16 protein-coding genes are annotated in these 22,037 nt (G+C 67.6%); 8 read left to right on the top strand and 8 right to left on the bottom strand.

Going from position 1 to position 22,037, the window contains the following annotated elements:
* Window positions 1–4: 4 nt before the first annotated feature.
* Window positions 5–1,102 (bottom strand): efflux RND transporter periplasmic adaptor subunit, encoded by a 1,098-nt coding sequence (locus MT490_RS09190; protein WP_297386313.1) that lies wholly within the window; start codon window positions 1,100–1,102, stop codon window positions 5–7.
* A 280-nt stretch (window positions 1,103–1,382) separates the two neighbouring features.
* On the opposite strand from MT490_RS09190, the gene MT490_RS09185 reads away from it, so the two are divergent.
* Both MT490_RS09185 and MT490_RS09180 read left to right on the top strand, forming a co-directional pair.
* A complete protein-coding gene (locus MT490_RS09185; protein WP_297386310.1) occupies window positions 1,383–2,057 on the top strand; it encodes a protein-L-isoaspartate(D-aspartate) O-methyltransferase in 675 nt (224 codons plus the stop codon).
* A gap of 70 nt (window positions 2,058–2,127) precedes the next feature.
* Window positions 2,128–2,499, top strand: coding sequence for a hypothetical protein (locus MT490_RS09180; RefSeq protein WP_297386306.1), 372 nt, complete (start codon window positions 2,128–2,130; stop codon window positions 2,497–2,499).
* Window positions 2,500–2,514: 15 nt separating this feature from the next.
* Here the strand turns inward: MT490_RS09180 and MT490_RS09175 are convergent, their stop codons facing one another.
* From MT490_RS09175 to MT490_RS09165, 3 genes are all read right to left on the bottom strand, one after another.
* On the bottom strand, window positions 2,515–4,206 hold the full coding sequence (locus tag MT490_RS09175) for a thiamine pyrophosphate-binding protein (protein ID WP_297386304.1): 1,692 nt from the start codon (window positions 4,204–4,206) through the stop codon (window positions 2,515–2,517).
* A gap of 130 nt (window positions 4,207–4,336) precedes the next feature.
* Window positions 4,337–6,700, bottom strand: coding sequence for a TonB-dependent receptor (locus MT490_RS09170; protein ID WP_297386301.1), 2,364 nt, complete (start codon window positions 6,698–6,700; stop codon window positions 4,337–4,339).
* Between the two features lie 173 nt (window positions 6,701–6,873).
* Entirely contained in the window at window positions 6,874–8,748 is a 1,875-nt protein-coding gene (locus tag MT490_RS09165; protein WP_297386298.1) for a hypothetical protein, read from the bottom strand.
* Window positions 8,749–9,029: 281 nt separating this feature from the next.
* Between MT490_RS09165 and MT490_RS09160 the strand changes: the two genes are divergently transcribed.
* Window positions 9,030–10,640 carry an MFS transporter gene (locus tag MT490_RS09160; RefSeq protein WP_297386295.1) on the top strand — a complete coding sequence of 537 codons (1,611 nt, stop codon included), beginning with the start codon at window positions 9,030–9,032 and terminating at the stop codon, window positions 10,638–10,640.
* Here MT490_RS09160 and MT490_RS09155 read toward each other — a convergent pair.
* Entirely contained in the window at window positions 10,621–12,252 is a 1,632-nt protein-coding gene (locus tag MT490_RS09155; protein WP_297386292.1) for a carboxylesterase family protein, read from the bottom strand. The genes MT490_RS09160 and MT490_RS09155 overlap by 20 nt on opposite strands.
* 343 nt (window positions 12,253–12,595) lie before the next feature.
* On the opposite strand from MT490_RS09155, the gene MT490_RS09150 reads away from it, so the two are divergent.
* A complete protein-coding gene (locus tag MT490_RS09150) occupies window positions 12,596–15,466 on the top strand; it encodes a TonB-dependent receptor (RefSeq protein ID WP_297386290.1) in 2,871 nt (956 codons plus the stop codon).
* A 227-nt stretch (window positions 15,467–15,693) separates the two neighbouring features.
* Here MT490_RS09150 and MT490_RS09145 read toward each other — a convergent pair whose 3' ends face one another.
* The 3 genes from MT490_RS09145 to MT490_RS09135 form a co-directional block, all read right to left on the bottom strand.
* Window positions 15,694–16,410 (bottom strand): cytochrome b/b6 domain-containing protein, encoded by a 717-nt coding sequence (locus MT490_RS09145; RefSeq protein WP_297386287.1) that lies wholly within the window; start codon window positions 16,408–16,410, stop codon window positions 15,694–15,696.
* On the bottom strand, window positions 16,407–16,853 hold the full coding sequence (locus tag MT490_RS09140) for a cytochrome c (RefSeq protein ID WP_297386283.1): 447 nt from the start codon (window positions 16,851–16,853) through the stop codon (window positions 16,407–16,409). Before MT490_RS09140 ends, MT490_RS09145 begins: the two co-directional genes overlap by 4 nt.
* Before the next feature lie 120 nt (window positions 16,854–16,973).
* Complete coding sequence (locus MT490_RS09135; RefSeq protein ID WP_297386281.1) at window positions 16,974–18,209, bottom strand: LysR family transcriptional regulator; 1,236 nt, start codon at window positions 18,207–18,209, stop codon at window positions 16,974–16,976.
* A gap of 396 nt (window positions 18,210–18,605) precedes the next feature.
* Here MT490_RS09135 and MT490_RS09130 point away from each other — a divergent pair, with 396 nt between their 5' ends.
* The 4 genes from MT490_RS09130 to MT490_RS09115 all read left to right on the top strand — a co-directional run.
* On the top strand, window positions 18,606–19,592 hold the full coding sequence (locus tag MT490_RS09130) for a PhnD/SsuA/transferrin family substrate-binding protein (RefSeq protein WP_297386276.1): 987 nt from the start codon (window positions 18,606–18,608) through the stop codon (window positions 19,590–19,592).
* Between the two features lie 36 nt (window positions 19,593–19,628).
* Entirely contained in the window at window positions 19,629–20,651 is a 1,023-nt protein-coding gene (locus MT490_RS09125; RefSeq protein WP_297386274.1) for an amidohydrolase family protein, read from the top strand.
* Window positions 20,652–20,823: 172 nt separating this feature from the next.
* Entirely contained in the window at window positions 20,824–21,699 is an 876-nt protein-coding gene (locus tag MT490_RS09120; protein WP_297386272.1) for an amidohydrolase family protein, read from the top strand.
* 11 nt (window positions 21,700–21,710) lie between these two features.
* Window positions 21,711–22,037: MFS transporter (locus MT490_RS09115; protein ID WP_297386269.1), on the top strand; the 327-nt coding region annotated here is incomplete at its 3' end.

The raw sequence follows: 22,037 nt of genomic DNA, 5'->3' as shown, positions 1-22,037 counted from the left end.
GGTCCTAGCGGACGGTCGCCTGGCCCGAGGCCGGCTCCCGCGTCGGCGCGGTCGGGGCGGGCTGCCGCGACGCATCGGCCTTGATCACGCCCTTGACCGGCTGGACCGGCGCACCGGGCTGCAGGCGGCCGATGCCGGCGATGATCACCCGGTCGGTCGGCGCGAGGCCGTCGCGGACGATGCGCAGGCCTTCCACCTTGGCGCCGATCTCCACCGGGCGCGGCGTCGCCTTGTTGTCGGCGCTGACGACATAGACGAGGCGGCGGGTCTGATCGGTGACGATCGCCTCGTCGGGGATCAGCATCGCGCGATAGGTGCCCGAGCCGAGCAGCCGCGCGCGGCCGAACATGCCGGGGGTCAGGAAGCGAGTCGGGTTCGCCACCACGGCGTGCGCGCGAATCGTGCCCGAGTTCGGATCGACGGCGTTGTCGAGGAACTGCATGCGGCCGTTCCAGCGATAGTCGGTCTCGTCGGCGAGCTGGATCTGGACCGGGTTGGGCGTGTTGCGCGAGGAGCCGCGCTCGCCGCGCTTATCCTGGCGCAGATTCTTGAGATAGAAGGCCTCGGCGCCCTCGAAGGCGAACCAGATCGGGTCGAGCGAGACGATCCGGGTGAGTACCGTCTGGCCGTCGGCCACCGAGTCGCCCAGGCTCACGCGCCGATCCGACATGCGGCCGCTGAACGGCGCGCGGACGGTGGTGAAGGACAGGTTGAGCTCGGCATTGGTGATCGCGGCGCGCGCGGCGGCAAGGTCGGCGGCGGCGGTGCGCTCGGCGGCGATGTTCGCCTCGAGCTCCTCGGTGCTCACGGCCTGCGCGGTGGCGAGCTTGCGGCTGCGCGCAGTCACCTGCCGCGCGTTCGACAGCGCCGCATTGGCGCGCGACGCCTGGGCCTGGGCCTGGGCGAGCGCGGCGCGATAGGGGCGGGGGTCGATCGTGAAGAGCGGCGCGCCCTGGCGCACGTCCTGCCCGTCGCTGAAGTGGATCGCGGTGACCACGCCGTTGACGCGGGGGCGGATCTCGACGTCCTGGGGCGCCACGAAGCGGCCGGTATAGTCGTCCCAGTCGACAACCTCGCGCTGGAGCGGGGTGGCGACGGTCACCTGCGGCGGGGGCGGGGCAGGCGGGGCCTGCTCTCCACCGCAACCTGCAAGCAGCGTGAATCCAAGGATAACGAGCGCGCGCCTCACAGAACTCCCCTTTCTGCGGTGCAGCAAGTAACGACCCGGGCGGCCGTTGCAAGCAGATTCGTACCTTTCGGTAGCAATTGACAGCCGTGCGTAGAGGGCCGGATAGTCGAGGCGGCCGCAGGCGTCGAAGAGGATGTTGCCGGCGAGGCCGGTCGTGCGTTCACCCGTTGCGAACCTTCCGAGGCAGACCGTCATGAAGCCGCTCACCGAGGCGCATCTCGCCATCCTCCGCCGCCACATGGTGGAGGTGATAGACATCGAATTCGACCTACTCGCCGAAGAGATCGGCCGTCCGGTTCTGAGCCAGCGGGTGCGCGAGGCGTTCCTGGCGGTGCCGCGGCACCTGTTCGTGCCGACGCAGTTCGCCGCCATGGCCTATCAGGACAGCCCGTTGCCGATCGGCTTCGACAAGACGATCTCGCAACCCTTCATGGCGGCGCTGATGACCGAATTGCTTGACCTCGCGGAGAGCGACAGCGTGCTCGAAGTGGGGACGGGGCTCGGCTACCAGACCGCAGTCCTCGCCCGGCTGGCGGCACGGGTATGGAGCGTCGAGGTGGTCGAGGAATTCGCCGGGATCGCCGATTCGCGGCTGATCGCGCTCGGGCACGAGAATGTCGCGATCCGGATCGGCGACGGATCGCGGGGCTGGGCGGAGGCAGCGCCGTTCGACGCGATCCTCGTCTGCGCCGCGGCGCCGGAAGTGCCCGAGGCATTGCTCGCGCAGCTCAAGCCCGATGGTGGACGACTCGTGATGCCGATCGGGGAGCCGGGGGCGCAACGGTTGGTGCGCGGCGTGCGCAACGGCGACGAACTGACGCTCCACGGATTGATGGCGGTGCAGTTCACCGAGCTGGAGACGGTTTAGCACCCGCCGGCCGTGCATCGCCCACTCATCGCTTGACACCGGCGCTCCGGACGGGCGTTGGGGCGGGGCTATGGCAAAATCGGCTACCGACCTGATGCAGGAGATCCTGTTCTCCACCGTCCTCGATTCGATCGTGGCGTTGAAGGACGCGTCGAACGGATTACCCAATCCGCTGCTGCGCGAGCTCAACAGCATCCATCCGAACACGACCTATGCCGATCTGCCCAAGGAAGTGCAGGCGGCGATCGCCACCAATGTGCGCTCGGCGTTCACTCGGCTGCTCAAGGAAGGCTATTCGGTCGCGCAGGGCGTCGAGCAGCGCCGCGCACCGCCCACGACGCCGCCGTCGCCGCACCGTCCGCGCAGCGGGGCGGGCGACCGCCGGCCCCCGCGCGACGGCGGCAAGGGACCGAAGCGCGGGCCGGGCAGCCGGCCGCGCTGAGATCCCTCGCCGCCTTCAGCCCATCCAGCGGCTGACCGGGACGGCGGACTCCTCCAGGGGCTGGCTCATCACGTCGATCAGCGACGGGCCATCGTGCAGAAGCGCCGCGCGGACGGTCTGCCCGAGATCCATGGGGTCGGCGACGCGCCATGCCCGCATTCCGAACGCTTGCGCGATCGCGGCATGGTCCGAGCGATCGAAGTCGACCGAGAAATAGCGCTTTCCATAGCCGCTCTTCTGGCTCGCCTTGATCCAGCCATAGGAGGCGTTGGAGAAGACGATCAGCGTGATCGGCAATCGCTTGCGGACGATCGTCTCGATCTCACCGACCGCGAAGCCGAAGCTGCCGTCGCCCATCGCCGCGACGATGCGCGATCCCGGTGCCGCGTAGCTGGCGCCGATCGCGGCGGGCAGCGAGAAGCCGAGCGCGCCGTGCGCGCGGTTGGTGATGAAGCGGCGGCCGGTCGCGTCGAGGTCGAAATAGCCGGAGAAATAGGGGCAGGGCGTGCCCGGATCGGCAACCAGGATGCCATCGCGCGGCAATGCGGCCTGGAGCGCCGCGACGACGCGTTCGGGGCGGATCGGCAGGTCGTTCGACCGGGCGAGCCGTTCGAACCGTTCGCGCTTGGCCCGGCGCAGCGTTGCCAGGCGTTCCGCGGCGCCGGTGTGGCGCGCCTTGCCGTCGAGCCGCCGGGCGATCTCGGCCTCCAATGCCGCGAGGCACAGCCGGGCATCGCCGACCAGCCCCGCTTCGATCCGATAATTGGCGCCGACCACCATCGGGTCGATGTCGATATGGACGATCGGGATGTCCCGTCCGGGCACCTCGCCATGCTCTGTGGTGGTCGATCCGGCGCGGCAGCCGATGAAGACGACCATGTCCGCCGCCTCGACGGCGCTGCGCGTCTCGTTGGTCCCGCCGTTCGCGCCGACCACGCCGACCGCGAGCGGATGGCTGTCGGCGATCGCGCCATGCCCGCTCACCGTGGAGGCCACGGGCGCGTCGAGGAGCTCGGCGAGCGCGACCAGTTCGGCGCTCGCCCCTGAAATGAGGACGCCGCCGCCGCAGACGAACAGCGGCCGGCGCGCGGCGATCAGCGCTTCGGCCGCGGCGGCCACCAGGTCGGGCGCCGGGGCGGTTCGATAGGCGGGGAAGCGGCCATGCTCGATCTGCGCCCAGACCTCGGAGGCATCGAGCGACTGCTTCTGGAGATCATAGGGCAGGCCGACATGCGCGGCGCCGGGCCGGCCGGTGGATGCCGCGCGGAAGGCGGTGCGCAGAAGGTGCGGGATCTGGCCGACATGATCGGCGACTGCGTTCCACTTGGTCAGCGGGGCGAACAGCGCCTTCTGGTCGAGCTCGGTGAGCGGATAGCGCCCGCGTGCCGTCACCGGCACGTCGGAGGTGATTGAGACCAATCCGACCGAGGACTCGTTCGCCTCGACCACGCCTGGCAGGATATAGGTGGCGCCGCCCCCGCTCGGCCCCTCGCAGATACCGACGCGTCCTGAAACCCGCGCATAGGCGTCGGCCATGTAGCTGGCACTGCGCTCGTCGCGGGTGAGGATGTGCTCCATCCCGTGATCGAGGCGATGGAGTGCGTCGTAAAAGGGCAGGCTGGTGTCGCCGCACAGCCCGAAGATGTGCTTCACGCCATGATGCTGAAGCATCCGGACCGCGGCTTCGGCGCCGGTGATGGTGGACATGCGGCTTGGCTCCTCATCCCGCGCTTATCGCGGGGCATGAGGGGCGGGCATTTCAAACCGCGGTTGCCGGCATTCAATCTGGGGCTAGCAGGGGCGGGGCGCCGTCCTCGCGGTCGGCGCTCCTTCCGGCTCAGAAATCGAAGCCGAGCGTCACGCCATAGGTGCGCGGAACGGCGGACGTGCCGTTGTCGCCCGAGTTGCTGGCGCTGAGCTGCGTCCGGTAGAATTGGTCGGTCAGGTTCTTGCCCCAGACCCGCACCGACATATGCTCGACCGGGAGCCAGGTCAGCGAGGCGTCGACCGTCGTATAGCCCGGCTGCACCACGCGCTCGTCGGGTGTCGCGGCGAAGCCGTCATTGTAATAGACGTTGCCGGCCAGGGTGAACTTGCCGATCGAGGTGGGGATCTCCCAATTGCCGCCCACGCTGAAGGTCCATTCGGGCGTGTTCTGCAGGCGGTTCCCCGAGGCGTCGCCGCGCAGCAGGCAATTGCCGCCGAGCCGCGCGCGGTAGAAGGCGTCGCGCGCCGCCTGGGTGGTGACGGTCGGCGGCAGGAAGGTGCCGAGGCACGCGGTGTTCGCGACCGTCTGGCCGGTCTGGCTGTCGACATAGGTGTATTGCGTCGTGCTGAACGGCGGCGTCGATGCGGCGACCGGGAAGGGCGCCGAGATGATCGCGTCGGTGAAATCGGTGTAGCGCGCGTCGGTATAGTTGAAGCCGCCGAAGATGCGCAGCCCGTCGGTCACCTTGACCGAGATGTCGCCGTCCAGGCCTTTGATGCGCGCGCCCTTGGCGTTGTAGACGTTCTGCGTGCCGGCGATGATCTGGACGACCTGGACGTTGGTCTGGTCGTAATAATAGCCGGCGAGGTTGAAGCGGACGCGCCGGTCGAACAGATCGGTCTTGAACCCGACTTCATAGGCGTCGACAACTTCGGGCTGGAGCACGAGGATCGGGGTCGCCTGGGGCACGAAGGTGCCGCTGCGGAAGCCGCGATTATAGCTCGCATAGGCGAGGATCTCGGGCGAGAAGCGATGGTCGATCGAGACCTTCCACGAAGGCTTCTCGAAGACCCGCTCGTCGTTCGTCACCGCCCCGTTGGTGATCGCGCCGGTCGCGGCGGTATAGGTCTGGTTGAACGCCTCGAGCTTGCGCTCGTCGCGCGTGTAGCGGACGCCCGCGGTGAGCCTTGTGGCGTCGGTGAGCGAATAGGATCCCTCGACGAAGCCGGCGAGCGAGTTGAGCGTGCTGACCGCTAGGCTGTCGGTATAGTTGCCGCGGAAGATCTGGCGCGTCCATGTCGGGCGCGGGCTGATCTCGCCCTCATCCCACATGTAGAAGGCGCCGATGACCCATTGGAAGGGGCCGGTGCCGCTCGAGACCAGGTTGATCTCCTGGGTGAACTGCTTGTCCGAATAGTGGTTGCCGATCGCCAGCGTCGCGGTGGTCGTGCCGTCGGGGTCGAAGAAGGTGAGCAGATTCGACTTGCGATAGGCGGTGATGCTCTTGAGGTCGGCGAAGCCGAGCTCCTGGTCGATCGTCAGGCCGACGCCCCATTGGCGGGCCTGGAGCTGGGGATCGAAGTCCGAGAAGATGTCGTATTCGGGATCGCCGCCGCGCGCGACGATCTGCGCGGGCACGTCCTGGCCGAGCGTGTTGCGCCCGAAATTGGCGAAGGCGGGCTCGGCGGCGTCGCGGCCGTTATAGTCGGCGGAGAGAACGATCCGGGTCGTCGCGCCGGGTTCGAACAGCAGCTTGGCGCGCGTCGACCAGTTGCGGTCGTCCTTCACTTCTCCGCCGGTGAACACGTTGGTGCCGAAGCCCTGGTTCCGCACCTGGTACTGGCCGGAAAGGCTGATCGCGACGTTGCTGCTCAGCCCGCCCGAGACATAAGCGGCGCCTTCGACCGTCTCGAAATTGCCGTAGCCGAACTGCGCCTTGGCGTTCCATTCATAGTCGGGCCCGCGCGTGGTGATCTGGATCAGGCCGCCAGTGGCGTTGCGGCCGAAGAGCGTGCCCTGCGGGCCCTTGAGCACCGCGACCTGCTCGGCGTCGAACAGCGACTGGAGCACGCCGAATGCGGCGCTGTAATAGACGCCGTCGACATAGACCGCGACGGGGTTCTCGATGCCGACGCCCTGGCCGGTCGCGCCGATGCCGCGGATGCGAGGCAGGCCGAAGCCGCCGACCGCGGTGGTAACGTTGAGCGCGGGGGCGGCGGCCTTGAGGTCCTCGGTATCGAGCGCGCCGGTCGCGGACAATTGCTCGCTGCCCAGCGCAGTGATCGCGATCGGCACGTCCTGGACGTTCTCGGCGCGCTTCTGGGCGGTGACGATGATCTCGTCGCTGGCGGCGGAGGCCTGCTCCTCCTGCGCGACGGCGGACGCGTCCTGTGCGAAAGCCGGGGCGGCGGCGAACGCCAGGCCGGCACTCGCCAGCAGACCCGTCCGAAATGGCAGCGCCCGACGGCGGACCCGCTTATGTATCGAAACCATATATCCTCCCCTCGATCGAGCCATCTGCCCTCCTTGCAAGGAAAACTCCCCGGCAAGTCGCGATGCCGACGTAGTCGCCGGTCTATTCGCCCAGCTTTTCTAGGGGATCGTTTCGTAGGGGACTCATCAGAACCCTGCCCGGGCCGATAGCTTTATTGTCGCTGCCGCCGGGATCAGCGAAATATTCCGGGAAGATAGAGCGGCATCGAATCCTCCCATTTGCTGTCGGTGAGGATGCGCTTGCCCGATCCGTCCGCGTTCATGACGTAGATCTGGCCATATTGCTGGAAGGTCTGGTCGTAGAGCGCGGCCTCGTCGCGGAAGCCGTGCTGCGAGCCGCTCCATAGGATCCGACCGTCGGCGGTCCACACCGCATGGCCGTCGCTCGAGCCGTGATCGGTGCAGCGATAGAGGCCGGTGCCGTCGGGACGGATCGTATAGATATCGAAATTGCCATCCTCGGCCCGTTTGCGGGTGAAGATGATGCGCTTGCCGTCGGGCGACCAGCCGGGAAGGTTGTCGTACCCTTCGGTGAGCACGCGGATCTGGCGCGTATCGAGATCGAGGATGCGGAGACCCTTCTCCTTCTCGCTCCACACGCGGAAGACGATCTCCTTCCCGTCGGCCGAATAGCTCGGGAAGCCGCTATGGATCGATCCGTCGGTGAGCTGCTCGGCGCCGGTGCCGTCGCGGCGGACGCGCCATAGCGCGGCCGACGCGGTATTGCGCTCGGCGAACCAGGCGCCGAGCCCGAAGGCGATCCATTGCCCGTCGGGCGACCAGCCGGGCTGGAAGGCGCCGGCGAGGCCGATGCGCACCTTGGACTCGTCGAGCCCGCGGCCGCTGCTCTCGAACACCTTCGTCCGCTCAGACCCGTCGGGGCGCATGATCCAGAGCGAGGCGTTGCCGGTCTGCTTGTCGGTGTAGACGATCCAGCCGTCGCGCGACATTAACGGGAAGACGTCGATGTGACGGTAGTCCCAGTCCCTGTCCCAGCTGTAGAGCAGCTTGAACAGCGGGCGGACGGGCTTGAACGCGACTTTCTCGTAGAGCACCGATTTGCCGTCGGCCGACCAGCTCGGTGCGCGGATCATGCCGCGCTTCAGCGCCGGGCGATCGGAGGTGTAGGCGAGACCCTCGTTCGGGCCGTATTTCACCAGATAGCCGATCTCGCCGTTGCTCAGGAATTGCGGCGAGAGCTTGAGATCGGTGCCCTGGGTGTGCTCGACGCGCTCGCCGCTGGCGACGTCGACCGAGACGATCTGCGAATATGCCTTGCCGACATAGTTGGGCCGGCGCGCGCCCCAGGTCGCCTCGACGGTCATTTCGTAGAAGACGACGCGGCGCCCGTCGGGCGACCAGCGCGGCGAGCCGAGGCAATAGCCGGGCTTGGTCGCGACCTTGCGGAAGCTGCTGCCGTCGGGGCGGATGACGTAGATCGACAGCTCCTGGGTGTGCTCCCAGCCATGGCCCTGGTCATGCCCGGTCCAGGCGGTGTTGCGATCCGAGGAGAAAGCGAGCCACTTGCCGTCGGGCGACCAGGCGGGGCGGAAATAGCAATCGGGCTTGCCGTCCTCGCCGCGCACGTCGTTGATGCCGGTGAGCTGGCGCGTGCGTCCCGTCTTGAGGTCGAGCAGCCAGATATTGGCGCGATAGCCGTTGCGCGTCGAGACGAAGGCGAGGGTGCGACCGTCGGGCGAGAGCGCGCCGGCATCGTCCATCGGCGCACCGGTGACGAGCGGCTGGACGAGCTTGCCGTCGGCGGTGGCGCGGAAGATGTCGGATTGGCCGTCGCCATTGCGCTCGGAGGTGAACACGAAGCCGCCGCCCGGCGCGAAATGGCCGTTATATTCGAAGCGCGTGTCGGCGAGCAGCTTGCGCTCGTTCGCGCCGTCCGTGTCGGCGATATGCAGTTCGGAAACCGACGGCGCGATGCGGTTCATCAGCATCGTGCCCTTCTTCGGGTCGCGGGCGACGGGAAGCGCCCGGGCGGTGCCGCCCAGCAGAGTGGCTGCGGGCAGGGTGCCCAGAAAGGTGCGGCGATCCATCTGAACTCTCTCCAACGCAGCAACGGGTCCCGATTGTGGTTTCCGGAATCCCTTCCCGATCTATGCGAAGCGGGCCGCCGCGGACCCTAATCACAAGCGCATCGGCGGCAATCGATTCTGGGTTCGCGCAGCCTGGATGCGGTCAACCTTTCACCCGCGGCCCGCTTCCGATCGCGGACGGCGGAGCAGGAACGGCTAAGCGGCGCGTGAGTCGGTCGAAGGGATGAGGGTGGGCGTTTGCTGATCGGGTGCGTAAATTGCCGGCGGGCGAGGGGCGGCGGTTGAGCAAAGACGCGGACCCGCGCCCGGCCAGCCCGTCGCCGCTGGCCTTCCCGACCTTCCGAAACCTCTGGGCCAGCAACCTCCTGTCCAATTTCGGAGGGCAGGTGCAGACGGTGGCGGCGGGCTGGCTGATGGCCACGCTCACTGGATCGCCCCAGATGGTGGCGCTCGTCCAGGCGGCGGTGTCGCTGCCGGTGATGCTGCTGATCCTGCTCGGCGGCGCGCTGGCCGACAGTATGGACAAGCGCAGGCTCCTGCTATCCGCCCAGCTCTTCATGCTCATCGTGTCGAGCACCCTCGCGGCGCTGGCCTGGGCGGGGCTGGTGACGCCCTGGCTGCTGTTGATGTTCACGTTCCTGATCTCGGCGGGCGGGGCGCTCAACAATCCGGCGTGGCAGGCCTCGATGCGCGACATCGTCCCGCGCGAGGCGATCAGCCGCGCGGTGGCGCTCAACAGCACGAGCATCAACTTGGCGCGCACGCTGGGCCCGGCGCTCGGCGGCGCGATCGTCGCGACATTGGGCGTCGCTGCCGCGTTCCTGGCCAATGCACTGAGCTATGTCGCGCTGATCGTGGCGGTGCTGCGCTGGCGACAGCCCGCGCGGACGCAGCCGCTGGGCGGGCGCGAGCCGCTGGGCAGCGCGATCCTCACCGGCATGCGCTACGCGGCCATGTCGCCGCATTTGCGCCCGGTGGTGACGCGCGGGGCGATCTCGGGCTTTTCGGCGAGCGCGGCCTTCGCGCTGATGCCGGTGGTGGCGCGCCAGCAACTCGGGGGCGGGCCGATGCTGCTCGGCGCGCTGCTCGGCGCGTTCGGCGCCGGCGCGGTGGCGGGGGCGCTGGTCAGCGGGCGGCTGCGCGAGCGGGTCGCCGCCGAATATCTGGTGCGCGCGGCGATGGTGCTGCTCGCCTCGGGCCTGTTGCTGCTGGGGCTATGGGGAGCACCCGCGCCCGCTGGTCTGGGAGCCGCGCTCACGGGGGCCGGCTGGGTGCTCGCGCATTCGAGTTTCAACGCGACGGTCCAGCTCGCCGCGCCGCGCTGGGTCTCGGCGCGGTCGCTCGCGCTCTACCAGACCGCGACCTTCGGCGCGATGGTGGCGGGAAGCGCCTTCTTCGGGATGATCGCCGAGCGGTCGGGCGTCTCGATGGCGCTGGTCGCCGCGGGGACCATGCAGTTGCTCGGCGGGCTGCTGGGCCTCCGGATGCGCCTGCCCGCGGCGGAGACGCTCAATCTCGATCCGCTCGATCGCTGGACGCCGCCGCGGCTCGACCTGGAGGTCGATGCGCGCAGCGGGCCGATCTTCGTCGAGCTCGAATATCGCGTCGCGCTCGAGGATGCGGAGGCCTTCCTCGCCGCGATGCAGGAGCGCGAGCGGATCCGCCGCCGCGACGGTGCGCGCGACTGGGGCCTGTGGCGCGACCTCAACGACGCGATGCGCTGGGTCGAGAGCTACCGGGTGCCGAGCTGGGCCGATTATCTCCGCCACAACCAGCGGCGCACGCAGGAGGATGTCGACAATGTCGATACGTTGCTGCGGCTCCACCTCGGTCCAGACGGGCCGCTGATCCGCCGCCACGTCCGCGCGCGGGCTACCAGGCGTCCTGCGTAGCGAAATAACGCTGCCAGAAATCCAGCCGCTCGGGAGAAGCCGCGATCGGCATCGGCCCGAAGCCGTCGCCGACCTCCATCACCTGCGGCTTGGCGGGGTCGTAGGCCGGCCATTGCGGCAGCCCGGCCCCGTTCGGATCGCCGGTGGCGACATAGTTGGCGAGATAGGAGGACATGATGTCCGCGACCTTCCGGTCCTCGTCGGTCCAGGGCAGGTCGTTCGCGTGCAGGCTGTCGAACATGTACATCAGCTCGGACCCGTGGAAGGCGCCGCGCAGCTTCTGTGAGGGGCCGGCCAGGGCACGGGTCCAGAAATAGGTGTAGACCGGCTGCTTCACGGTCCGCGACCAGTCGCGCGCCCACAGCCAGGTGGAGACGCGCGAATTGTCGCGGATCGCGGCGTTGCTCGCGCGGGCGGCGCCCATGTCGGTTGCAGCCGGATAGAGGCGCAGGAAGTCGTCTGCGAGCGCGCCGAACTTGCCGCGTGCCCAGGCCTCGTAGCCGGCCAGCGTGACGTTGGTGTTGGGCATGCCCGGGCGCCGCGCGGGCGGGTTGGTGCGCAATTGGTCGAACGCCGTCTCGGGGACCGCGCCGCTCTCGTCGAGATTGTTGCCGGCGAGGTAGAAGACGGCGTTCTGCGCACCGGCGGCGAGCGTCTCGCTATAGGTCCTCGGCACGACCCAGCCGTCGATCGCCGGGCGGAACAGCGGCGGACGCGCGGCGGTGCCGGTATCCACCTCGGGATCGGCGGCGTTGCTGCCCTCCATCAGCTCTTGCCAGGGCAGCGCGCGGAGCGCCGCGAGCGAGCGGGTGCCCCGCGCCTCGACGAAGCGCAGGCCTGCGGTCTCGGCCTGCTTGAGCGGGCGCCACGAGGTGTTGAGGTAGCGAAGCTCGGGGTCGCGCGGGTAGCGGACCTGGCTCTCGGCGATGCTGCGATGGAACAGTCCCTTGGCGAGCGGCGACATCGACAGGAAGCCGACCGACCCCGCGCCCGCCGACTGGCCGCCGATCGTGACGCGCCCCGGATCGCCGCCGAACGCCGCGATGTTGCGCTGGACCCATTTGAGCAACGCGACATCGTCGAGCAGGCCGTAATTGCCCGATGCGCTTCTGCCCGATTCCGCGCTGAGTTCGGGGGTCGCGAGGAAGCCGAGCGGCCCGAGCCGATAGTTGAAGGTGACGACCACCACGCCCTTGCGCGCCAGCCCCTCGCCGTCGAACTGTGGATCCGAGCCGGTGCCTTCGTTGAACCCGCCGCCATAGATCCAGACATAGACCGGGCGCCGCTCCTCGGCCGATTTCGCCCCGGTCCATACATTGGCGGTCAGGCAGTCCTCGCTCATCTCCAGCATCTGGCCGGGGCGCAGGTGCTGGGGGCAGGAGAAGCCGAACCTGTCGGCGCGGCGGACGCCTTTCCAGGCCTTGACCGGCGCAGGCGCACGCCAGCGCAACGCGCCCAAAGGCGGCGCGGCATAGGGGATGCCCTTGAACACGCGGATCGACTTGTCGGTGCCAAGGGTGCCGGCGAGCCTGCCCGAATCGATACGGACGATATCGGCGCCGGACGCCTGTTGCGCGCAGGCCCCCGATGCGACGCCCATGGCCGCTAGCATCGCCGCGAGCGATGATCCCGACCGCAAGAGCCTCCGTGCAACCATCGCTTTCCCATCCTGCAACATCGTCCGTAGCGCCCATGCCTAGCCGTGCACCGCGCCGCCCGGACGATTGGATTAGCGCAATCCTCGATAGTTTTGCGCGCCGCGTCCTGGACCCACGGAAGCGGAATCAATCCGCGCGAAACGGAATTGAATGCCGTCGATCCTCGCGATTCCGTCCAAGTGACACGAGCACCCATTTCGCCGGGACTTGATCGGCGGAAGTCGGTGTCAACGTTGTCTTGGGTCGCGCTCCAAGCCGGCGAATGAACCGGATGGAGCCGGGAGTGGGAGAGGATGGATGAAGCGATTTGAATTTTGCGCGATCCTGCTGGCGGGCGTGAGCGCCGCCGCGATCGCGAGTCCGGCCTTCGCGCAGGAGGCGGAACCGGTCCAGGCGGAGGACGCGCAGGCGAGCACGCAGGCGGCCGACGAGATCGTGGTGACCGGCTCGCGTACGATCACCAACGGCAACAACAGCCCGACCCCGGTCACGGTGATCGCCACCGACACGCTGAAGGACGTCCGTCCCTCGAGCCTGACCGAATCGGTGCAGGTGCTCCCGGTCTTCTCGGGATCGCGCAGCCAGGTCAGCAATCCCTCGGCCACGGGCGGCGTGGGCGGCGGCAACGGCGTCGCCGCGCAACTGAACCTCCGCAACATCGGCGCCAACCGCAACTTGGTGCTGATGGACGGGCGCCGCGTGCCGCCCACGTCGATCAGCAACATCGTCGACGCGGACGTCATCCCGCAGCTGCTGATCGAGCGCGTGGACACGGTCACCGGCGGCGTCTCGGCGGTCTATGGATCCGACGCGGTGACTGGCGTGGTCAACTTCGTCACCGACCGGAAGTTCAAGGGCGTGAAGGCCTATATCCAGGGCGGCATGTCCGAACAGGGCGACGGGGGCCAGATGGCCGCCGGTATCGCGGTGGGCGGCGACCTGTTCGGCGGCCGCGGCCATTTCACGGCGAGCTACGAATATCGCGATGACGAGGGCGTCGGGCGCCGCTCGGACCGCGACTGGTTCAACCGGCCGGTCGTCGTCGGCAGCGGCACGGCGGCCGCACCCTATCGGCTGATCACCGACGCCACGGTCGCCAACCTGCCGTTCGGCGGCAGGATCACCTGCGGCGCGACATGCCCGATCAACGGCCAGTATTTCGCAGCGAACGGCGTGCTCAGCACGTTCGTGAACGGCACCGCCTACCCGGGCACGCCCAACACGCAGGTCGGCGGCGCCGGCGGCTATGTCGACTTGTCGCTCAAGGCCGAGCAGCGGATGCACCAGGCCTATGGCCGCTTCGACTTCGAGGTGAGCGATGCGGTCAATCTGTTCCTGATCGCCAGCGGGACCTTCAAGCGCAATTCCTTCTACACCGACGAGGTCCAGCTCCAGAACATCACGATGAGCCGGGCCAACGCCTTCCTGCCGGCGGTCTATTCGGCGCAGATCCCCACCGCGACCTTCACCTTCAACCGGATGTTCACCCAGCCGGAGCGCGCCAACGCCGTCCCGGAATCGCGGCAGCTGATGTTCACCGCGGGCCTGAACGGCAAGCTCGGCAAGTTCGACTGGAACCTGGCCTATACGCGCGGTTCGTCGCGGCTGGAGACGCTGCTTCGCAACAATGTGAACAACCAGAAGCTGTCGGCGGCGCTCGACGTCGTCACCGGCGCCAACGGCCAGCCGGCCTGCTACGCCGCGACCCAGGCGGCGACCGCGGCGGCCTATGCCGACTGCCAGCCGCTCAACCTGTTCGGGCCGACATCGGCCAGCCTGGCGGCGATCGACTATATCCTCGACGACACGCTCTATGTCGCGCGGACCAGGCAGGACGACGTCGTCGCCGACATCTCCGGCGCGCTCTTCGATACCTGGGCGGGGCCGGTGACCGTGGCGCTGTCGGGCGAGTGGCGGCGCCAGACGTTCGAATCGACCAGCGGGGCCACGCCGTCGATGTACGCGGACTGCACCAATCTGCGGTACAATTGCACGCCGCGGAACGCGACTACGGGCGCTGGGACCTTCCTCTATCGCCAGACCTTCCCGGCGACCTCGACGATCGAGCAATCGGTGTGGGAAGTCGCCGCCGAGGCGAACGTGCCGCTGGTCCGCGACGTCCCGTTCATCAAGTCTTTCGACGTGAACGGCGCGCTGCGCTACACCAGCTACGACACGGTCGGTGACTATTGGACCTGGAAGGTCGGCGCCGACTGGCATCTGAACGATGACCTGCGCTTCCGCGGCACGATCTCGCGCGATATCCGCGCGCCCACGCTCAACGATCTCTATGCGCCGACCTCGGTGGTGATCGTCAACAACCAGGATCTGCTGACCGGAGCGGCCAACCAGGTGCCCTCGGTCAACCTGCCCAATCCCGATCTGACGGCGGAGATCGGCCGGACCAAGACGGTGGGCCTGGTTTTCAAGCCGGGCTTCGTGCCCGGCCTGAGCCTCGCGGTCGACTATTACGACATCAAGGTCGACGGCGCGATCACCACCGTCCAGGGGTTCCAGGCCAATATCCAGAACGGCTGCAATCTCAACGGGGTGTCGCTCTATTGCGACCTGATCGTCCGCAACGCCGCGGGCACGGTCACGCAATGGCTGGTCCGCCCGGTCAACCTCGCGAAGATCGAGACGCACGGCGTCGACTTCGAGCTCAACTATGCCGGCTCGCTGTTCGGCCAGGCCTTCGGCGTGCGCGGGCTCGCCGCCTGGCAGCCGCACATCCGCTACATCCAGCCGTCGGTGCCGACGATCGACCAGGGCGGCGTGGGGTTCGGCTCGACCGGGCTCACCGCCAGCCCCTCGGTCCGGCTGACCGGCATCGTCAACTATGCGCTGACCGACAGCTTCAAGGTCAGCGCGATGTATCGCTGGCGCAACCGGATGAAGCTGTGGGGCGATCCGACGGTCGTCTGGGCGCCGGGCGAGGGGACCATCGCGCCTTATGGCCAGGCGTCGCTCAACCTCGCTTACGCGTTCAAGGGCAAGGGCATCGGAACCGGCGAGGTGTTCCTCAACGTCCAGAACCTGTTCGACACGGTCCCGCCCGAGGCGAACAGCCCGGGCACCTCGACCTCTCCGGGCGGCTTCGGCGGGTTCGCGATCACCGACGACCCGATCGGCCGCTTCTGGACCGCGGGCGTGCGTGTGAGATTCTGATCGTTTCCTTCCCCGCGCAACTGCGCCCCTCGGCTTATGCCGGGGGGCGTTCTTCTTTGGGGTCGCGTTGATCCGCTAAACCCGTTCGCCCTGAGTTTGTCGAAGCCTGCTCTGAGCGACGCCGCAGGTGGCGTCGAAGGGGGCCGTCCTTTTTCCCGCCGGGCCGAGGAAGAACGGTGCTTCGACAAGCTCAGCACGAACGGATAGTCGCTGAACCCATCGAGATCCTAAGGCAGCGGCGCCCCGGCCGCGATCCACAGCGTGATCGTGCCGCTCCCCGCCACGCCGATCAGCGCACGCGCGAGCGACCCCATTTCCGGCAGCTCGGATACCGCCATCCGCTTGCGACCGGTCACCATCGGGCGGACCAGATTGTCGCGCCTGACGACGAGATAGAACAGCACCGCCGCGATGTGCAGCACGACGAAGCCGAGCAGGATGTTGAAGACCGTTTCGTGCCATTCGGTTGCCGCATCGGAGGTCTCGTAGCCCACCAGCGCGGCGAGCGGCCCGGCGAACAGGCCGTCGCTGTCCTGCGCGAACAGGCCGAGGCCGATCTGGAGGCCGAGCAGGCCGAGCAGGGCGATCACGCTCAGCGCGCCTAGCGGATTGTGCCCCACCACCGGCACGCCAGCGCGCAGGTAGCGGATCACTGCGCCCGGCCCGCGCACGAACGACGCGAAGCGCGCGGTGCTGCTGCCCGCGACGCCCCAATAGAGCCGGAAGAGCAGCAGCCCGAGCGCGACATAGCCCAGGACGCGATGCACGGGCATCTGGCCGAACTCGGCGGTCGCCCACATGGCGGGAAGCAGCAGCGCGAAGCCCCAATGGACCAGCCGCACCGGCAGGTCCCACAGCTTCACGTCCATGGGCTCCGGATCGTTCGCCGGCGCGCCGGCAGGCTCGGCAGCGGGCGGGAGGGGGGGCTCGGGTCCCTCGCTCATTTCTTCAGCCGGAAACTGTCATGGCATCCCTTGCACGCCGGGCCGACGCCCGCCGCCGCGGCCTTGACCTGCGCGACGTCGCCCGTGGCGGCTGCCGCCTGGAGCACGCCGGTCGCGGCTGCGAACTTGGCGGCGGCGGCCTTGAACTCGGTGGGCTTCTGCCAGATGTCGGGCTTGGCCTCGGTCTCGATGCCGGGCTCGGGGCCGGTGGCGCCGGGGAACCAGCCGGGCAGTTCCCGGGCGAGACCGTCGAGGGTCTTCGCATTGGCCGCGACCAGCTCGACCGACGGCGCGTCCTTCTTGAGCTCCTCGCCGATCGCCTTGTTCGCCTTGGCGATCGCCTTGAACTTGGCCTCGCGCGGATTCTCGGCGGAACCGCCCGAGCATGCCGCGACCAGAGTCAGCGCCGCTACTGCCACAATCGAACCCAGCGCACGTACCATGCTTGCTACCTCGTTTCAGGACTGAACCATTCTCCCATCCTAGCCGCGCGGATCGCGCGCAAGGCGAATATCCGCGACGCGGGCTATAAATTCTCGTTGCGAAGTGCGAGCGATTCGAGGTCAGCCGACCTCGCGCAGCACCGGCTTCACGGCGTTCCCCGCGACGTTGCGGCGAAGCAGCTCGATGAAGTCGAGGTGGATCTGCGTCGGCAGCCAGTTGGAACGCATGGTGATGCCGATCGAGGGCGACGGCTCGATCGGGCCGAAGTTCAGCGGCACCAGCGTGCCGTCCTCGTGCATCAACTCGTAGGAAGTCATCAGCGTCAGCCGGTCGCTGCGCGCGAGCAGGTGCCGGATCACGGGAAGCACGCAGGTCGCGATCGACGCCTTGGGCGCGCGGCCACCGAACAGCCGCTCGAAACAGGCGCGGCGGCTGGCGCCTTCGGTGCCGACCACCCAGTCATATTCGAGCAGGTCCTCGACCGTGACCTTGCCCTGGCGCAGCAATTTGTGTCCGCGCCGCGCGACGATGGCATAAGGCGTCTCGCCCAGCGCCTCGTTGACGAGATCCTCGGCGAGCGTCTCCTGCACTAGGCCGATGACGAAATCGACTTCGCCCGCGCGCAGGCGGTTGAGCATCTCCGACGCGCTCTCGTTGATGATCTTCACATCGGCGTTGCGGTGCGACGCGACGAACTCGTCGAGCACCGACGCCAGCAGTACGCTGCCGCCGAACGGCAGCGCGCCGATCGCGATCTGGCTGGCGAAATTGCCGCGCGCCGTCTCGATCTCGCGAATACCCCATTCGACTTCCTGCGCGGCGAGCTTGATCTTGCGGCCGAACTCGCTCCCCGCCGGCGTCACCATCACGCCGGCGGCGGTGCGGTAGTAGAGCGATTTCTTGACGTTGCTCTCGAGATCGCGCGCCGCGCGTTGGAGCGAGGCCTGCGAGAGGCCCAGCGACTGCGCCGCCTGCGAGAAGGAGCCGCCGTCGACGATCGCAATCAGGCTGCGGGCCTGCGAGCGCGAGATGCGGCGCGCGATCACCGGCGCGGCCGATGCGCCGCCCGGCACGCCCAGGTCCACCAAGGCGCGCTCGATCAACGCGAACATCCGCGTGGTGCGGCGATGGAAGATCTCGCCCAGCTCGTTGAGGTAGCTGCCGCTGGCGCGCCGCTCGAGCATCGAGGCGCCGATCTGCTGCTCGAGCTTGGCAAGCGACTGCGTGACCGCCGGCTGCGACAGGTTGCATTCTTCCGAAGCCCTGCGGACGCTGTTGAGGCGGCCGACGCTCTCGAACAGCTTGAGCTGGCGGAAACTCAGGGACGCGGCGACGCCGGCCGGGGCGGTATCCATTATCTTTGCTCCTCTCCTGAGTGGAGCAATAGCAGAAACTGATCACTTGGGAAGCTGCAAGATTCTTGGTGTTTCCTAGGAGTGATTGCCCTGATTTCCCTCTTTGTAGTCCATAAGAATGAGATGTGCGGAGTCGAAATGCGACTCGGCTTAGCACAACGCTTCTATCACTAAATTGTACGCAAAACTTATAATGCAGTGCAGCGCTTCTATGTCTCGGGTCAGGAGGCTCGGCTGCGCGCGCACGAGCGAACGGCGATAGGAATTGCGTGGCGGTCGGCAGGATTTGCTGCGGGCTTATTGACCCTCGCGGGCTTCCGGCGCTGTTCGGCGGCGAAGCGCGGCAAGGTGACCCCCGGTGCCATCGCCGTGCAGCCCTGTTCAGGAGAAATGGCCGTGGCCGGAAAAGTGCCCCTCAAGATCGCGGTTGCCGAGCATCCGCACACATCCGCGATCCGCGACGGATCGATCCCGATCGAGGGAGTCGAAGCCGAGATCGTCACCGTCAAGCCGCAGATCGGCGCGTTCCGCCGGATGGTGCGCGACGTCGAGTTCGACGTATGCGAGATCGCGCCGACCACCTATATCGCCGCGCGCGCTTATGGCCGGCCGTTCAAGGCGCTGCCGATCTTCGTCGTGCGCCGCTTCCACCATGCGGGGCTGCTGGTGCGCCCGGACGCGGGGATCCGGACGCCGAAGGACCTGGAGGGCAGGAAGGCCGGCGTGCGGGCCTATTCGGTGACGACCGGCGTGTGGACGCGCCAGGTGCTGATCGACGAGTTCGGCGTCGACAATTCCAGGATCACCTGGGTGGTCGACGACGAGGAGCATGTGACCCAGCTCGTGCTCCCGCCCAACGTCATCCACGCACCCCAGGGCACCAGCCTCGCCGAGATGATGGCGAAGGGCGAGATCGTCGCCGGCTTCGATGCGGCGGCGGGCATCGGCCGCACCGGCGCGCCGACCGGCGGTTGGCAGGAGGTCGAGGCGGACTATCCCGACCTGTTTCCCAATGCAGAGGAACTCGAGGCCGACTACTACCGTCGCACCGGCGTCTATCCGATGCACGGCACGATCGTGGTCAAGGATTCGGTCCTCGAGGCGCATCCCTGGGTCGCGAAATCGATCTACGACGCCTTCCTCCGCGCGAAGGACGAATGGGTCGCAAAGCTCAACTCGGGCGAGGCCAGCGGCGCGGGCGCGGACAAGTATCGCAAGCTCCAGCAGATCGTCGGCGCCGACCCGCTGCCTTATGGCATCGAGGCCAATCGCGCGACGATCGAGGCGCTCGAGAAGACCGCGTTCGACCAGGGATTGATCCCGCGCCGCATGTCGATGGACGAGTTGTTCGTCGATCCCGAGAAGGTCGCCGAGCGCGTCTGACCTTCCGCATCCGCCAAGCATTCATCTGGAGCCGTCATGATCATCGATTGCCACGGGCATTACACCACCGTCCCCCAGTCGTTCCGCGACTTCCGGACGAAGCAGGTCGCGTTCGCCGACGATCCCGCCAATGCGCCCAAGGTCACCGACGCGCATGTGAGCGACGATGCGATCCGCGAGGGCATCGAGAAGGGCCAGCTCAGGCTCCAGCAGGATCGCGGCAGCGACCTGACGCTGTTCTCTCCCATCGCCGGGCTGATGAGCCACCATCTCGGCAACGAGCGCACCAGCCTCGAATGGGCGACGATCTCCAACGATCTCGTCCACCGCGTCACTCGGATGTATCCCGACAATTTCGTGCCGGTGTGCATGCTGCCGCAATCGCCGGGCGTGCCGCCCGCCAACAGCGTGCCCGAGCTACGCCGCTGCGTCGAGGAACTGGGCTTTGTCGGGGTGAACGTGAATCCGGACCCGACCGGCGGCTATTGGACGGGCAAGCCCTTCACCGATCGCGAATGGTATCCTTTGTTCGAGGCGATGTGCGATCTCGACGTGCCGGGCATGGTGCACGTCGCCGCCTCGTGCAATCCGAACTTCCACGGCACCGGCGCGCATTATCTCAACGCGGATACCTCGGTGTTCATGCAGATCCTCCAGTCGGACCTGTTCAAGGATTTCCCGACGCTGCGCCTGGTCATCCCGCACGGCGGCGGCGCGGTTCCCTATCATTGGGGGCGGTATCGCGGCATGTCGCTCGAGATGGTCGATCGGCCGCTCGAAGGGCTGCTCGACAATATCTTCTTCGATACCTGCGTCTACCATCTCCCCGGCGTCGAATTGCTCACCAAGGTGATCCCGGCGGACAATGTGCTGTTCGGTTCGGAGATGATCGGCGCGGTGCGCGGGCGCGATCCGAACACCGGCGAGTATTTCGACGACACCCGGAAATATGTCGACGCGCTGCCGCTGAGCGAAACGGACCGGCATAAGATTTATGAGGGCAACGCCCGCCGGGTCTATCCGCGTCTCGACGCGCTGCTGAAGGCGCGGGGCCTCTGAAAAGTGGAAGCCCCTCCCCTGAAGGGGAGGGGCTTTGGAGGTTGCCGCACCCTAAACTTATGGCCTGGCACGGAAGTTCGACTGTTCCCGCCCTCTGATCTGATCGACACCCAGATCCTGAAATCGAGGCGCGCCGATCGCAACGCCCGATCGGCACGGCACAGGAGCAGGAATGGCCGCCACCATCGACATCCATCCGCACGTCATCTCGGACGACGAGGGCCGCTATCCGCCCGCGCCGCTGTTCGGCAAGCGGTCCGACTGGTCGCAGGAGCGGCCGAGCACGGTCGAGACGCTGATCGCCCAGATGGACGCGGCCGGGGTCGACAAGGCGGCGGTGGTCCATTCCTCCACCACCTACGGCTTCGACAATTCCTATGTCGTCGATGCCTGCAATCTCTATCCCGACCGGCTGATCGCGGTCGGATCGGTCGACGTGCTCGCGCCCGACGCGGTGCCGACGATCCGCCGATGGGTGGACAAGGGGCTTTCGGGGCTGCGCGTGTTCACCGGCGGCAGCACCAAGGAATTCGATGCCAGCGAGCTCGACGATCCGCGCGCCTATCCGGCCTGGGAGCTGCTGGGCGAATTGGGGCTCACCATGAGCATCCAGACCGGTCCGGTCGGCCTCGGCGCGGTCGCCGCGCTGGCGAAGCGCTTCCCGGACGTGCCGATCATCCTCGACCATCTCGGCCGCCCCGACGTGACCGATGGCCCGCCCTATGCGAACGCCCGGAGCCTGTTCGATCTGGTGCCGATCGAGAGCATCTACCTCAAGCTCACCCCGCGGATCATGGGCGATTCGCGCAAGGGCGCGGCCACACCCGAGACGCTGTTCCCCAAGCTGGTCGAGCGCTTCGGTGCCCATCGCATGGCGTGGGGATCGAACTATCCGACGTCCGAAGGCACGCTCGGCGAGATCCTGGCCACCGCGAACGATCGCCTTGCGACATTGTCGAGCGCGGACCGCGCGTGGATATTCGGCAAGACCGCAATGACCCTGTACCCGAAACTGGCGGCAGAGACGCCCGCAGCGCGCGCCGTCTGAGGAGAGATTCGATGAGCAGTCTGGCGGTCCCGACGACGCCCGAAGCCGAGAAAGAGGCGGACTCCGCGACGTCGGGGTCCGCGCCCTGGGGCGTATTGGCACTGCTCACCGTCGGCGTGCTCATCGCCTATTTCGACCGGACGAGCATTTCCTCGGCGCTGGCCGATCGCCAGTTCATCGCGCATTTCGCGATGTCGGACGCCGATCGCGGCTTCGTCGGCGCGGCGTTCTTCTGGTCCTATGCGCTGATGCAGATCCCGATGGGGTGGATCGTCGACCGCTATGGCGTGAAATATCCCTATGCCATCTGCTTCGCCTTGTGGTGTCTTGCCACGGCG

The organism is Sphingomonas sp., from assembly GCF_026460985.1.
In the GTDB taxonomy this organism is placed as follows: Bacteria; Pseudomonadota; Alphaproteobacteria; order Sphingomonadales; family Sphingomonadaceae; genus Sphingomonas.
The sequence above is the reverse complement of the archived record's forward strand: the minus strand, read 5'-3'. Positions and strand labels throughout refer to the sequence as shown.